Source organism: Treponema sp. HNW, assembly GCF_050320395.1.
In the GTDB taxonomy this organism is placed as follows: domain Bacteria; phylum Spirochaetota; class Spirochaetia; order Treponematales; family Treponemataceae; genus Treponema_C.
This window is the reverse complement of the sequence record NZ_CP144459.1, coordinates 2,563,734-2,578,269: the sequence shown is the minus strand read 5'-3', so window position 1 is coordinate 2,578,269 and position 14,536 is coordinate 2,563,734. Positions and strand designations below refer to the sequence as shown.

The 14,536-nt window shown below is 44.3% G+C and carries 15 protein-coding genes and 1 tRNA gene; 6 read left to right on the top strand and 10 right to left on the bottom strand.

Going from position 1 to position 14,536, the window contains the following annotated elements; all coding sequences use genetic code 11:
- Positions 1-21: 21 nt before the first annotated feature.
- The 3 genes from V1L52_RS12175 to V1L52_RS12165 all read left to right on the top strand — a co-directional run bounded on the left by V1L52_RS12175 (position 22) and on the right by V1L52_RS12165 (position 1,409).
- Positions 22-453, top strand: a complete 432-nt coding sequence (locus V1L52_RS12175) for a hypothetical protein (protein ID WP_428770057.1) — start codon at positions 22-24, stop codon at positions 451-453.
- A 318-nt stretch (positions 454-771) separates the two neighbouring features.
- Positions 772-1,014 (top strand): hypothetical protein, encoded by a 243-nt coding sequence (locus V1L52_RS12170; protein ID WP_428770056.1) that lies wholly within the window; start codon positions 772-774, stop codon positions 1,012-1,014.
- Positions 1,011-1,409, top strand: coding sequence for a type II toxin-antitoxin system VapC family toxin (locus V1L52_RS12165; RefSeq protein ID WP_428770055.1), 399 nt, complete (start codon positions 1,011-1,013; stop codon positions 1,407-1,409). The genes V1L52_RS12170 and V1L52_RS12165 overlap by 4 nt, the downstream gene beginning before the upstream one ends.
- 53 nt (positions 1,410-1,462) lie before the next feature.
- On the opposite strand, the gene V1L52_RS12160 is transcribed toward V1L52_RS12165, so the two are convergent.
- The 5 genes from V1L52_RS12160 to V1L52_RS12140 form a co-directional block, all read right to left on the bottom strand.
- Entirely contained in the window at positions 1,463-3,400 is a 1,938-nt protein-coding gene (locus V1L52_RS12160; protein WP_428770054.1) for a RelA/SpoT family protein, read from the bottom strand.
- Positions 3,397-4,401, bottom strand: coding sequence for a peptide chain release factor N(5)-glutamine methyltransferase (gene prmC, locus V1L52_RS12155; protein WP_428770053.1), 1,005 nt, complete (start codon positions 4,399-4,401; stop codon positions 3,397-3,399). The genes V1L52_RS12160 and prmC overlap by 4 nt, the downstream gene beginning before the upstream one ends.
- Positions 4,402-4,526: 125 nt before the next feature.
- Complete coding sequence (locus V1L52_RS12150) at positions 4,527-5,486, bottom strand: Abi family protein (protein ID WP_428770052.1); 960 nt, start codon at positions 5,484-5,486, stop codon at positions 4,527-4,529.
- Between the two features lie 70 nt (positions 5,487-5,556).
- Positions 5,557-6,816 (bottom strand): ATP-binding protein, encoded by a 1,260-nt coding sequence (locus V1L52_RS12145; RefSeq protein ID WP_428770051.1) that lies wholly within the window; start codon positions 6,814-6,816, stop codon positions 5,557-5,559.
- A 121-nt stretch (positions 6,817-6,937) separates the two neighbouring features.
- A tRNA-Met gene (locus V1L52_RS12140) sits at positions 6,938-7,010 on the bottom strand.
- Between the two features lie 120 nt (positions 7,011-7,130).
- Between V1L52_RS12140 and V1L52_RS12135 the strand changes: the two genes are divergently transcribed.
- Entirely contained in the window at positions 7,131-8,126 is a 996-nt protein-coding gene (locus V1L52_RS12135) for a hypothetical protein (protein WP_428770050.1), read from the top strand.
- Here V1L52_RS12135 and V1L52_RS12130 read toward each other — a convergent pair.
- Complete coding sequence (locus V1L52_RS12130; protein WP_428770049.1) at positions 8,089-8,865, bottom strand: TrmH family RNA methyltransferase; 777 nt, start codon at positions 8,863-8,865, stop codon at positions 8,089-8,091. The two genes, V1L52_RS12135 and V1L52_RS12130, sit on opposite strands and share 38 nt — an antisense overlap.
- A gap of 53 nt (positions 8,866-8,918) precedes the next feature.
- Here V1L52_RS12130 and V1L52_RS12125 point away from each other — a divergent pair, with 53 nt between their 5' ends.
- On the top strand, positions 8,919-10,169 hold the full coding sequence (locus V1L52_RS12125; RefSeq protein WP_428770048.1) for an anaerobic sulfatase maturase: 1,251 nt from the start codon (positions 8,919-8,921) through the stop codon (positions 10,167-10,169).
- Here the strand turns inward: V1L52_RS12125 and pheT are convergent.
- From pheT to V1L52_RS12110, 3 genes are all read right to left on the bottom strand, one after another.
- On the bottom strand, positions 10,166-11,908 hold the full coding sequence (pheT, locus tag V1L52_RS12120) for a phenylalanine--tRNA ligase subunit beta (RefSeq protein ID WP_428770046.1): 1,743 nt from the start codon (positions 11,906-11,908) through the stop codon (positions 10,166-10,168). The two genes, V1L52_RS12125 and pheT, sit on opposite strands and share 4 nt — an antisense overlap.
- Before the next feature lie 156 nt (positions 11,909-12,064).
- The gene (locus V1L52_RS12115; RefSeq protein ID WP_428770044.1) at positions 12,065-12,436 is read right to left on the bottom strand and encodes a PilZ domain-containing protein; all 372 of its coding nucleotides are present in this window, start codon (positions 12,434-12,436) and stop codon (positions 12,065-12,067) included.
- Positions 12,437-12,534: 98 nt separating this feature from the next.
- Complete coding sequence (locus V1L52_RS12110) at positions 12,535-13,188, bottom strand: PrsW family glutamic-type intramembrane protease (RefSeq protein ID WP_428770042.1); 654 nt, start codon at positions 13,186-13,188, stop codon at positions 12,535-12,537.
- A 72-nt stretch (positions 13,189-13,260) separates the two neighbouring features.
- Here V1L52_RS12110 and V1L52_RS12105 point away from each other — a divergent pair, with 72 nt between their 5' ends.
- The gene (locus V1L52_RS12105) at positions 13,261-13,884 is read left to right on the top strand and encodes a shikimate kinase (RefSeq protein WP_428770040.1); all 624 of its coding nucleotides are present in this window, start codon (positions 13,261-13,263) and stop codon (positions 13,882-13,884) included.
- Positions 13,885-13,908: 24 nt separating this feature from the next.
- On the opposite strand, the gene V1L52_RS12100 is transcribed toward V1L52_RS12105, so the two are convergent.
- Positions 13,909-14,487 carry an FKBP-type peptidyl-prolyl cis-trans isomerase gene (locus tag V1L52_RS12100; protein ID WP_428770038.1) on the bottom strand — a complete coding sequence of 193 codons (579 nt, stop codon included), beginning with the start codon at positions 14,485-14,487 and terminating at the stop codon, positions 13,909-13,911.
- Positions 14,488-14,536 lie beyond the last annotated feature (49 nt).

Below are 14,536 nucleotides of genomic sequence, written 5' to 3'. Positions count from 1 at the left end.
CAAGCTCGGCACAGTGTAATAATGTATACTATCTTTGCTTTTTTTTGCTTTGCCGGCGCTTTTTTACTCTGTTTTAAAACAATCACGGAAAACATTAAAAACGGTTTATCTATGAACTGGGAAAGCGTACAAGTTGTCGATATACAGGAACACATATTTACCGACTATCTTCCGTCAAAAAATCGAGGTTATACAATTCAAACAAAATATGTGTACAACATAAAATATATAATCGACGGTAAGCTGCAAGACATGACTCTTACCTTATTCAATACAAAATTGAACCCGGTTGATTTACGAATTGAGCCTCACACCCGTAAAATATATGTAAGACGAAAATTGCAAACACGGGATTATACGATCAGACTGTTCGCTTTGTTTATTGCGGCTTTGATAGGTTTGATTTTTATTCAGGAAATAATTAAAAAGTTAAAAAAAACTAATAAGCAATAAAGCCGTACCGACAGTATTCCCATAAAAATATGAATAGCATAAAAGCGGAAGCTGTGTTATAATAATTGTGCGATATATAAGATGTACTGATAATTTGTCATATTGATATATAAAGGAAGGTTTAAAGTAAGCGTCTAAAATGGCGTCGCTCACTTTAATTTGGGTTTTGCCTGTATATTTTATAAGGGCAAAACTTCATTATTTTATGTGCTTTCCGCTTGAAGCTGCGCTGCGGGTGCGCCTGTGTTACGAAAGCACAAATAAAACAGCTTCCAAAGTTGACACTTTGTTCCGCTGTTTTATTTTAAGGAAGGTTTTATGCCCACACTCCAAGTACGGAATTTACCTAATGCAATGTATCGGCAAATACATTATCTTGCCCAAAAGGAGCAAAAAACAATAACCGAACAAACTATATCTCTACTGCAGGAAAGTATTAACGAAAAAATCGGAAATAAAAACAGACGAAAGATTATCTTAAAAAAAATGGAAGAGCTTGATTTTACAGGAGAGGAGCTTCCGCATCCTGCAATACTATTGCGAGAGGATAGAGAACGATGATAGCTGTTCTTGATGCAAGCGCGGCTGTAGAAATGACATTGAATATGAAAAACGCATCTCATTTTAAAAGCATTTGTACAGAGGCGGATATAATACTTGCACCTGATATTTACCCGTCTGAAATAACAAATGTATTTTGGAAATATAAAGTCTTTTCAAAGCTGGATACAACAAAATGTTTAAAAGGTATAAAATATTGTATAGACTTGATAGACGATTTTATCGATACAAAATCCTTATATAAGGAAGTGTATAATGCAGCCGTAGAATATGAACATCCCGTCTACGATGTGTTTTATCTCGTTGCCGCAAAAAAGAATAAAGCAGTATTATTGACGTGCGACAAAAAATTAATAAAAATTGCCCGCACGATGAACATCGATATATCGGAATAATGCGGTTTTTATGCAGTAATTTAACTGCCCTCCTCGCACCTTACCTTTTTTCTCTACCTTTTCCCCGATTTTTTAGGGCGGTCTTTTTTAGCACTTTTCGCCGCGTTTGACGTTTGTGCAGGGCTTTCCTTCCACATAACCTGAATCGTCCGCTGAGCGACGTTTTCTATGCGCTTAAAATTCGGGCAGTCGGCGCGGTGAACGATAATTCCCCTTCCGCGCGACACATAGCCGACAATGGCATCTCCATAGCGGGGATTACAGCACTTTGCAGTCGACGCTAAAAAGTTTGCCGTGTCTCCTATGCGGATTTTAACGGGGGCGTCCGCTGTGCTTTCTTGCCGTAAGGCAGTACTTCCCGCCGCTTCCGCCCCGGGAAAAAGCCCTGCGCCGCCCGCGGAGTCCGAAGTTTCGGCTCCCGGCGGAGAGCCTTTAAGCGGCACGTTTTTTTGCGGCGTTCCTTTTGCGCTTTCCGTCTTTTGCACTTCCGTATCGCGGATTTTTGCGGCTTCTTTTGTTTCAGGCGGAGCGTTTGCGGCAAGCCATGCGCGTATTTTGGAGCGCGCCCGTGCGGTTTTTACCTGCGCTAATTGATTTTCCGTCGGGTGCGCCTGCGGGTTCGTCAAAATCTCGATAATTTGCGTGTTTTTTAAAGGCTTGGACAGGGGAATAATATGACCGTCGGCTTTTGCTCCCGTAATCGTTTCTCCGATGTGCGTGTGAATCGAATAGGCAAAGTCTATCGCCGTCGAACCGAAGGGAAGTTTCCGTACTTCGCCCTTGGGCGTAAACACAAAAATCGAGTCGCCCAAAAGTTCGCTTTTTATTTCGTTAAAAAAATCGCTGTCGGTTAAATGGTCTTTGCGCAGTTCTTTTAATTGATTGATAATCGTCAAACTGTCTATGTCGACCAAGTCCTTGTTCATCCCCTTTTTGTACAGCCAGTGGCTTGCAACTCCGTGTTCGGCCACCGCGTGCATTTCGTTTGTGCGGATTTGAATTTCCAAGGGGCGCGTTCCGCATAAAACGGTTGTGTGAATACTTTGGTACCCGTTCGACTTGGGCATGGCGATATAATCTTTAAAACGCCCTTCAAGCGGTTTCCACAGGTTATGCACAAGACCTATCATAATATAACAGTCGGCGGGGGTTTTACACAAAATCCGCATAGCGAGCAAGTCGAGCAATTCTTCGGCAGTGCGGTTTTTCTTTTTCATCTTTTGATAAATCGAATAAAAATGCTTAGCCCTTCCGTACACGTTCACTTCAAGACCGGCGCGGGAAGCCGCCTTGTAAATTTCTTTTTGCGCCTTTTCAAGGTAGTCGGTGCGCTCGCTTTTTTTTAAGGCGACAATGCGTTTTAATTGGGCAAAGACATCGGGGTTGGAATATTTTAAACTTAAGTCTTCCATTTCGATTTTTACCGCCGACATACCGAGGCGGTTTGCAAGCGGTGCCCAGATTTCGATAATTTCGGCGGCAAGCTGTTTTTGCTCTTCGCTTTCCAACTCGTCTATGTTTCGGATACGGTCGAGCCTGTCGGCCATTTTTACCAAAATAACGCGGATATCGTCGGTCATCGCAAAAAGCATTTTGCGGAATGAGTCGGCTTGTTCAAGCGTTTTGCTTTGCATATTAAGACCGGTTATGCGCTTTGAGGCGCGGACGATATTTACAATCGCGGGGGAGAATCGTTTTTCGGCTTCTTTTTCATCGGCGGTTTCAAGGTTGTAAATATTGTGCAAAAAGCCGGCGGTAATGCCTTCCGCATCGAGTTTGTTTTCCGCCAAAATGCAGGCAACGCGCATCGGGTGTAAAATATAAGGTTCTCCGCCGGGACGCAGTTTCGCTCCTGCGGCCTTACATAAAAAATCCCAGCCCGATTTTATAAGATCGGCATCCGAACCCGTATAATCCGGATATTCGCGGAAAAAAGTATCCAGCAAAACGGCGCTGTCGGTTACGGTTTTATTTAATTGAAAATCACTCATATTATTTTTCGAGCCCTTGTTACGCGCGGTAATCCCGATAAATCTTTAAATGTTATTATATCGCTAAAACCGGCCTTTGTCAGCGCATCCCGTGTGTCGGCAGCGTTGTATTCGCCCGTTTCAAGCAGTAAAACGCCGCCTTCTTTTAAAGCGTGCCGGGCCTGCGTTATAAGACGCCGTATTATGTCCGTACCGTCCTTTCCCCCGTCCAAGGCTAAAAGCGGTTCGTTTCTCCCGTCTTTTAAAAGTTCGGCTGCAACCCCGGAGGGGACATAGGGCGGATTGCTTACAATTATATCATAGCGGCTTTCGCTTACCCTGCCGGCCGGAGGGCCGAAAGCGAGTAAGTCCGCGCAAAAAAAACGCGGTTTTTCTATTTCGGAACGGTTCAATAAACGCGCCGCATTTTTTCGTGCAAGAAAAAGGGCGGTTTCGGAAATATCGGATGCGCGGGAAATAAGGCGAATGTTTTTAAATAGGCCGGAGCGGTTTTGTTCAAGCGTTTTAAGAAGCGCCAAAATAATACAGCCCGACCCCGTACACACATCGGCTATATACAGCCGGGAGCCGTCATAGGGCTGCGAGGCTTCGGCGCCCGGTTTTGATTTTTCAGTGCAGGCCGCTGCCTTTCCGCTTTTTTGTAGGTATGCGGCGCGTGTTTTAATTTCGTCAAGGGCGAGCTCAACAAGCAGTTCGGTGTCGGGCTTGGGAATCAAAACCGCAGGCGACACGCAAAAATCAAAGCCGAAAAATTCTTTATGACCGGTAATATAGGCGACAGGAAGACCGTCCCCCCTTTGAGCGATTCGTTTAAAAAATGCTTTTTGTTTTGAAGGAGAAAGCGTTTTGTCGTCGTGTGCTAAAAGAAAACTGCGGTTTGTGTGCAAAAGATTGCATAATATGCAGTCGGCGTCCAATGCCGCAGTAGGCGATACTTGTTTTGAAAAATCGGCGGACGAAAGAAGCCGCACCGCCTCTTTCCGCGCTTCACGTAGGGTCATACATTAAATATAATAAAAAAGGGGAATAAAAAACACTCCCAAATGCAGGCATCCGGGAGTGTAAAATCTGTTGATTTTTGGTCTACAGTAATATTATATATTATCTTACAAAAAAAACAAGAGTTTTACGGTTGAAAATTATTACAATTTGTTTCTCTAAAAAAAATAATTATGTTTTGTATAAAGGTCAATCCGCTTATTATATTCAGTTCTTTATTGTACAGATCTTTTGATTGTTCTATTTTATCAAATAGTTGATTTAAAGTAATAACTGCTCTTTGGTATGCATTATTGCTTTTTACTATATAAAGAAAAGAAAAAATACAAGCCGCAAAATCATGTAAAACGGGAACGGTTAAATATTTTTTCAGCTGTCTTTGACTGATTGAAGGAATATAAGTTGTAATATAATTCCGTATTTTCTTAGACGGTTTGATTTCTAACACTTGTGAGTTCAGTTGATTCAACATACAATTATTATGCGCAGCCGCATTTCTTACAAATTTAACAGGTTTTAAAAGCTTTTCAAACTTAGTTCTAATTTTATATTTTTCAGCATAGAATTCATAAAATGAAATTAAATCTCCAAATGTGAGAATTTCCACAAGATTCCATGATGAAAAAGCCTTTTGATACTTCTTAACCATATCATAAGTATATGTATTTGAATCAGGATATTGTAAAATATTATTAATTTTTTGCTGAAGATTGCTATGTTTTGTCAGGAATTCTGTTGTCAGTCCATATCCGTCTTCTAAATCATTCTCTGAAATATTTTTATTCAGATATACTTTTAACGAATGTTCAATCTCCAGTGTTATATCTAAAAGAGCCGCCCTGAATATCATATCAATTTTAGATAGAACTAAAAGTTGATTGAAATCCAATGAAATATATTGTCCGTATTTGTTATGCTTATTATTAATATATTTTCGGAAACATTTTGCATAGGCTTTTATTTTAAAATAATATGAATGATTTGAAAGGAATTCTTTTGCTTCATCTTCAGTGGAAATTTTAAAAGAAATTCCATTTGATTTCATGTGGTCGACTTGCTCTTGAATACTGAGTTTTTTCTTTTGCATATTATAAGTTTATTATATTTTTTTTATTTAATCTATAAATAAGGAAGTTGCGGCAAATATTATTTCCGGTTTAGTTTTTAAGCAGCCATTTCCAAACCGGAATGACCGTGATTTTTATACCGCCGATGTTTAATTCTTTTTCTTCGTCATACGTGATGATAAAAAATTTTTTTGCTTTTTTGACGACGGAAGCCGCCTGAACGAGGGCCTTTGTTTCTCGGTCATAGGAAATGTCGGAAACGGAATAGGCCGCTTGTATAACTTCCCCGGTTTTTTCTACAAAAAAGTCGATATCCAGATTTTGACTTTTAAGATAATAAACCTTGTCTTTATACCTATTCCGTAAATTAATTGCCACCAGATTTTCAAGCAACCGGGCTTCCGCCTTATCCAAAAACAGATTCAAAAGACCGTTGTCGCTGAAATAGTATTTGGGCGTTGTTTCTTTATCGACAAATTTGGAATAATAATTTCTAATTGCAAAAATCAAATATGATTGCTGCGCATAACCGACGTAATCGATAACCGCATCCTTACTGATACTTACGCCTACGGTTTTAAGAATATTATGCAATTTGGAATATGAAACTTCATCCTTAACGGATTCCGCAATTTTTTTTATTAAAAGCCGCAATCCGTTTGTGTTTCTTATTCCGTTTCTTGCAGCTATATCTCCGAGCAATACCTTTTGATATATGCTTGAAACATATTCCCGCTTATCTTCATATTGAATGCTTTCGGGAAAACCGCCGAAGTAAAAATAGGTTTTAAATGCTCTTTTGATTTTCCCCCTGTCTTTTGTTCCGAGTATAGCCTTTTCTGAAAAATCAATATTTTTAGCGGTAAGAAATTCTTTGAAATTATAAGGAGTTACATATTGAGTACGGTATCGTCCTCCCAAGCGGCTTTCAATTTCCTGCGAAAGCATTTTTGCATTGCTTCCGGTAATGAATATATGTTCTTTTGAATCCGCCATGCGCCGCGCAAACTTTTCCCAGCCGTCAATATTTTGAACCTCATCTAAAAAGAACCAACCACGCTTATCGCTCATTTCCGCTTGTACGGAAAGAATATCATTAAAATCTTCCAAAGAAAACTCGGCAAGACGCTCATCTTCAAAATTAATGTAAATAATTTGATTCCAATCGGTTCCGGCCGCAATTAAATCCTGAACGATTTTATACAGCAATGTCGATTTTCCCGCACGCCGTAATCCGATCAAAACATAATTGACATTCATATCGAATTTATATTCGCGGTCAACAATCTGGAAGTTTTTTATTAAGTTTCGCTGATCGTAAATAACGGTTTTTAATAATTCACGTTTCATACGCCCTTGCTCCTGTCGGATATAAAAGACAAAATCATGCTTATATTGTCGATTATACTCGACAATCTTGAAACGGTCAATAGAATAAAAAAAAGCCGATACGGAAAACCGTACCGGCCGTTAGCAGGAGTAGGACTTGAACCTACGACCTCCGGGTTATGAGCCCGACGAGCTGCCAGCTGCTCTATCCTGCGTCGTGTCCCGTTATTATATAGGAGTACTTAACTTATGTCAAGGACTTTTTTCTTGATTTTTCGTTTTTTTCAACCGGCCGGGTACTCATCAAAAATCTTTTTTTATGTTATTATCAGGATATGAAAAAAACGCTTTGCAATGATTACCTTGAAATAACTATAGACAGTCTCGGCGCCGAACTTACGGCAATAAAACTGCGCAGCGGTATCGACGTTTTGTGGCCGGGAAAAGAGGGGGTGTGGAACTCTCATGCACCCCTTTTGTTCCCCTGGTCGGGCAGGATAAAAAACGGCCTGTTTACTCATAAAGGAAAAACCTTTGAGGGGAACATCCACGGCTTTATCGGGCATACCGAACACCGCTGTACAGCAGAAAGCGCCGATACTTTAAGCTTTGAAGCGTCAAGCTCTTCCGACACGCTCAAACTCTTTCCCTACGATTTTTGCCTCGTACAAACCTTTAAGCTTGAAAACACAAAACTCACCCATACCGTCGAAGTTACAAATACGGGAGCCGAGCCGATGTTTTTCGGACTCGGGTTTCATCCGGGCTTTATATGCCCCTTTGCTCAGGAAAAAACGGTTGCAGGTAAAGTCAAAAACGCCGCAGGCAAAGTCAAAGATGCAGCCCGTTATGAACTGGTATTCGATACACCCGAAAGGCCCGATTTAATCGATATTACAAAAAACGGTCTTCCGTCCGGAATAAAAACTCCTCTTTTTTATCGGGAAACGCGGGGCATCGCCTTAACGGACGATTTATTTAAAGGCGAGACCGTCTGTCTTGCAGGTCTAAAGGGAAGCTCAATCACCCTGCGCGAAAGGCCGCCCCGGCAGTCAAATGACGGGTTTCAAAACGGGGGAGAGACTCATTCCCTGCCGAAATCTTCGAGCGCCGTATTACAAGCGGTGGAAGTCGGCATAGAGGACATTCCCTATCTTTTGTTGTGGAGCGCGGCGACCGAAAAGCTTGAGTTTATCTGTATAGAGCCTTGGTACAGCCTGCCCGACTTTGAAAGCGCCGAAAGCGAATGGGAAACAAAGCAAAACCTCTTGCGCTTGGAAGCGGGAAACACCTTTACGGCGCGCTTGGCGCTGACATTTCATATAGCATAACGGCGGCGGCTTGAGCGACGTTCAGGCTGTCCAAAACCCGTCCCCCCTTTGCACTTTGCGCTCCGGGAATACTCACCGTGTAATCGCAGAGGCGTTTTATGCTGTCCGATATGCCGTGTTCTTCGTTGCCCAAAATCAAAGCGAGGGCCTTGTGCCCGTGCGCGTGTAAATCCCTCACGGAAATTTTTCCGCCCGCATCGGCTGCACAGCGCAGTATTTTTCCGTCCATATCGTGTAAAAGGGCGGGCAAAGAACGCACCGTATAAAGGAGAACCGACTCCATGCCGCCCTGTGCGTTGCGGTATGCGCTTGTCGTTATAAGAGAAGGCGCCTGTTCGGCCGTCATAACGATGTGCTTTATGCCGAAAAAAGCGGCCGACCGTATAATGGCTCCCGCATTTTGCGCATTGGCTATATTATCGAAGATTAAAATCCGTTCACGGTTTTGAGCCCATTCGCGAAGTCCCGCAGGACTGACCGGCAAAAATGCGGGCGGCTCTATCATTGCCGTAAGGCCCTGATGATGAACCGAACCCGAAAGCTTTTCCAATTCGCAAGCGTCCTTAACCTGATTATAGGGCGCCTTGCGTTCCGCAAGTTTTTTGCATAAAAAGCCGAAAGCGGCAGCGCGCTCGGCAGTGTAATAAAAACGCTTTATTTTTTGCGGATGTAATTCGGCCAGGGCGCGGACCGCCGCATAACCGCAAACCGCCAATTCTTCCCGTTGTTTATTTTTCATATTGTTGAGTATAGCGTATTTTTATGGTAATCTACAAGCGGAAAACACAAGCTATGAGTACGTATACTGAATCAGGACAAGCGGCGGCGCAAAAGGTCCAAAAAAACTCCTTTTCACGGAACTCCGGCCGCTATCCTTTGAATGTCCTTATAAAACCCGTTTCAGGCGGATGCAATATGAACTGTACTTATTGTTTTTACTGCGACGAAATGGAAAACCGCTCGCAAAAATCATTCGGTATCATGACCGAACAAACGGCGGAACATCTTATTCAAAAAGCGCTTGACGGAACACACTCGGCATGTACCTTCGCCTTTCAGGGAGGAGAACCGACTTTACGGGGCTTGGACTTTTTCCGTTTTTTTTGCGATGCGGTACGCTCATACAACACTCATAAAATTCCCGTACAATTCGCGCTTCAGACAAACGGTATCGTTATCGACAAAGAATGGGCGGCTTTTTTTGCCGAAGAGGGCTTTTTAATCGGTCTTTCGATGGACGGCAACAAACGCATCCACGATTCTTTACGCAAAATACATGCCGGCGGAAAGGGGACACACAAGAGCTTAAACGGGCAGCAGGGCGGCTCGGCTGTTGAGGGAACCTTTAACAAGGTGCTGCACACCGCCCGCCTTTTCGACAATCACCGCGTCGAATACAATATTTTAACGGTAGTGAGCGCCCCTCTTGCAAAAAATATAAAAGAGGTATATGAATTTTATTTACGCAATAATTTTATGTATCAGCAGTATATTCCCTGTTTGGATCCGATAGGGGAAAAAAGCCCCGCGCACGAATGGTCGCTTACGCCCGAAGTGTACGGGGATTTTCTTAAAACGCTTTTTGACCTGTGGTACCGCAGTTTTAAGCGGGAAAAACCGGTTTCTATACGCTATTTCGACAACCTCGTTTTAATGCTTTTAGGCCGCCCGCCCGAATCGTGCGGAATGCTCGGCCGCTGCACCTTTCAGCATGTAATCGAAGCGGACGGAAGCGTTTTTCCCTGCGATTTTTACGTCCTCGATTCCTATAAATTAGGCAATATTCATACCGCCGGCTTTGAAGATATTGCAAAGGCGCGCGAAAAAATCGGCTTTATAGAAAAATCCCTGCACACGGACGAAGAATGTAAAACTTGTAATTGGTATCCCCTGTGCAGGGGCGGCTGCAGGAGGGACAGGGATACCTTTACCGATAAGCCCTTGGAAAAAAACCGCTTTTGCGCTTCATATAAGGCATTTTTTCCCTATGCTTACGAGCGCCTCGCCGAGATTGCGCGGATTATAGGCTCCCGCCGTTTTTAGAGCGTTCCGAGCGCTTCCAAGTCAAGCTCTCCTGCAGTACAGGGAACGCGGATATCCCAGTTTTCAAGCACCGCCGGATGAAGCTCTCCGAAAATACCGACGGGCTTACCCTTTACAATGAGGCGCGCTTGCCGTCCGGGAATAAAGCGCGGGTCGGACGCTCCTTCAACCGTATATTCATGATTTAAAAAGTACAAAAGAGAAGCCGTTTCGCTTGCCGCGCCGTTAAAGTTCGCATCGGAAGCGGCCGTCAAAAAGCCCAAGTATTGGCGCGTCCGTGTTCCCGTTACTTCTTCATCGCATAAAAAGGCGGTTTTTCCGATTTCAAACACCTTGTGCGGGTACACCGCATTGCCGGAAACGGCTTCTGCGCTTAAAAGCGAGGGGATAATCGACGGCCGCACAAACTGATAGTTTTCGCTCATCGGGTTCGATACTTCTATAACGTCGGCTCCGTCTATGTTCATGCGCTCGATATAGTCGCGTTTTGAGCCCAAATAGTTAAAAATCATTTCCTGATAGCCCAAACCTATCATTAAGCTTTTGGCTTTGCGGCTTAAAAGGGTAAGCGGTGTTAAGCGGCCGATGGTAAAATCACGGGGTTTTTCGGGCTTAAACGAGGGTAGTTCGCGCCCCAGCATTATGTCTTCTATAACGTCGACTTCATGCAAAAAGTCGTTGCGGTAAGGCGGCGGCATAATCGTAATAATACCGTCTTTTTCGGTCGCTTCAACGCCCATGCGGGCAAGGGCTGCAAGCATTTCGGATGCCGAAAGGTTTTCGCCCAAAAGCTTTTGGGCCGCTTTAACCGAAGCCGAGGCGGAGCTTTGAAAATACAGGGGCGTTACGATGTCTTTTCCGAAACCCGTATCGTAGGGGTGCTTTATAAGACAGGGTAAAATTTTGTAGCCGGCATCGAAAAAGTCGCAGGCGACAATCATCGTTGCAAGCAACAGGGAGGGCATGTCGGTTCCGGTCATTTCAACCAAAAGATCGCTGTCGCCGACCTGCACCGCACCCAAAGCCGCACTGTTGATAATAGGCGCCATCGACAGGGTATCTCCCGAAGCGTCGCTTAAAAGCGGAAATTTCGGCATATCGGCAATGATGTGCCCGTATTCTTTTCCCTTAGGATGCTCGGTAACGATTTGCCGGCAGCTCATCGGCTTATCAAAGCCCAGCGGCACAAAGCTTGTGTTATCCGGATCGACTGCATGGTAGGAAACCGGCCACTTGATTTGGGCGTAGCGGTATACGCCCATGGAAATGGAGCGGCGCTTTCGGCCGAAGTTCCAGCAGAGTTTTTCCTGCGTTTGAATGATGTCCAAAAGCATGGGCTCGTCTATCGGTTTTCCCGATATGACAAAGGCCGTCATAAAGGGGCGGATATCTTTGAGGGCGGGGTCGACATTTACGACGCGGTTTCCATAGTCCTTTGTGCTGTCTGCAAAAGACAAAAAATCGTTGTACAGCGTATAGCCGGTCTTTGAAGGCTGAACGGCCTGTACATTTTTATGCAGTTTAAGCTGGCGGGCAAGACCTGCCGTGGACCACAGGTCGGGGCGGTTCGTATCGTTCAATTCGATTTTTATTATCCGCTCGTTTTCGGGCGCTGCGGAATCGGGCTTTTCGTCCAATTCCGCCTTAGCGCAGGTGAGGCGGTCTTCCAGTATATCGTAGGAATAGGTTTCACCGAGTAAGTTAAAAAAAAGTTTTTCGTTTACGTCTATTTTAGGCATATACTCTCCATGTACAGTATAGGGATTATCTGAAAAATTCGGTTTCGGAACGAGGCTATTATATCAAAAGAAAAGAGCGTTGTCTATAAAAACGGAAAACGCGAAACGAACAATAGAGATTTAAAACTGTCCGGGGCCACAGCTGCGGTTTACGATTTAAATAAATTCCGCCGAACGGGGGCGTATCGAGGCTGTCAATTCTTCATGGGTACGGTATTCAATATAAGAGATAAGATGCTTGGTTCCGGGGGAGCGCAGAACTTCAAAGCCGATCTCGGTTCCCGATGCCTCCGTTTTTTTCCAGCGGGGCTGTAAAATCAATACAAAGGGGGCCGGGGTTGTTTTCCATGCAAGAGCAAAAGAAGCCTGATAGTCAAAATCCGTATCGGGGTCAATCGGTACCGGGAACCGGATTCTGCATCCTCCCGCGCTTATATCGATTAGGAGGCCGGGAAAAATACAAAGGTCGGGTACCAGTACCTTCCCGGTTTCTGAAAATCGTTTATCTTTACGTTCTTTAAATGCCATTGAGGTCATTATACATCCGATTTCGCTTAAAGGCAAGTCTTTTTTTTAGATTTTGGAGATTTAAAAAAAAGACGGGTTTCGGGCGAGAGTGCTCTCCGTCAATCTTCTCCGTAATAAAATCGAACGCGGATAAGGGCGAATAACAGGGCAAAAACCGAAAAAGACCATAAAAAACCGCTGAATCCGGCAAAAAAATTATATATGCCGTGGCAAAATACCGCGGTAAAAAAGGGCATAAGCCGGACTCGGTATCCCTGTGCCGAACCTTGTTGTTTTTTTTCTTTTGACTCTTTTACCGATAACACAAAAAAGTATGACAAACCCGCACAGAGGCTGTGTAAAATCACGGCGGTGCATAAGCGTAAAATCGAATAATTGGTGCCGGCTATACAATAAATGAGGGTTTCAAAAGAACCGACTGTTGTTCCGGCAATAAGGGCGGATGTAAGTCCGACTGCACGGGAACCGTCTTTTATAGGAACTAAAAATAAAAAAAACGCTTTAGAACCTTCTTCTATCACACCGTTGAATAAAAGAGCGCCGAAAAATACCGCCCATAGAGATGAAGCATTAAATGAAAAAAAGCGCTCTGATATAAATTGCAGGCCGATGATCGGAACCAGGGCGGCAAAACCGGCAGCTCCGGCCCATAGTATATGGTTTAAACGAAAGCCGGAAACCTTAACGGCCGCCGCATATAAAAGCGGGACAAGGGGTAAAAAAGAAAGGCCGAGTTTTATGTATAATTCCATAGTTTCGTCTCCGGCTTCGTATCATAACAAAAATACTGTACAGGTGCAATAAAAGATTGTATAGTAAAAATCGTGAACTGCATTATTTTAGTCGGCATTCAGCATTCGGGAAAAACAACGGCAGGCACATTGACCGCGGAGCGGTTCGGATGTGAATTTTTCGATATAGATAAAATTATCGAAAAAAATACCGGCCTGAGCTGCCGGAAGCTCTACGCCGAAAAAGGCCCTGAAGCTTTTAAACAGGCGGAACGGGAAGCTTGTGTTTTTTTGAAAAATCGCCTTCAGCCCCGCCGGAGCGGAATCGAAAACACCGGAGCATCCGGAACGTCCGCAGGCTTTTTGAAAGCCGTCATCGCAGCCGGAGGCGGTATTTGCGACAATCCGCGCGCTTTTTCCGTATTGGAAGCAATGGGCCCCCTTATCTATCTGCATGCGGCAGAAGAGACGGCCTTTGAGCGTATTTGTGCGCGCTCAAAGCGGACGGGAAGCTTTCCGGCTTATATCGAAAAACGGAATCCCGTAAACGATGCCGCGCGCCGCTCGATTTTTCACGAAGTATATATTCAGCGAACGGCCGAATATAAAAAAAAGGCGCATGTACACATCGACACGGAAGGTTTAACCCCCTATGAAGTGTCACGCGCCCTTTTTACGGCTGTTCGGGCTTTGTATGCTCAGGCCGAACAGTCTTAAACACGGCTCGGAATTTGGCGTTTTTCAACCGCAGCAACCGCCGCCGCATCCTCCGCATCCGCCCGATCCGCAGCCTCCGGAGCCGCATCCGCCTTCTTCATGCTCGTGATGACCGCCGCATCCTCCGGAACCGCAGCCGCAAGAATCCGAACGGGCAGCTTCGATTTCTTCATCCGTAGCTTTGCGTACGCTTTCAACGTTTACATCGAAAAAGAGGGTTTTCCCGGCCAGTTCGTGGTTGGCGTCGATGGTAATATCGTCGCCGTCGATCTTTGTAACACGGACAATCCGGCTCATAGAGCCCGAACCCGTTTCAAACTGCATCCCGACTTCGATTTGAGCATCTGTTTCGAAATTGGAACGCGGAATCGTTACTACCAAATCGTCCGAATATTCGCCGTATGCTTCGGCGGGCTCAATACTCACCGACAGGGTATCGCCGGCTTTTTTACCTTCAAGTTCTTTTTCCAATCCGGGAATCAAATTGCCGTAGCCGTGTAAATACTCCAAGGGATCGGAACCCTCGGAAGAATCCAAAAGAGTTCCTTCTTTGTCTTTCAGCGTATAATGGATTGCCGCCATTACATCTTTTTCTATAGTCATAATGCTTCCTCTATGTGCTTAAGCACTGAAAATATATTGCGTAAAAGAT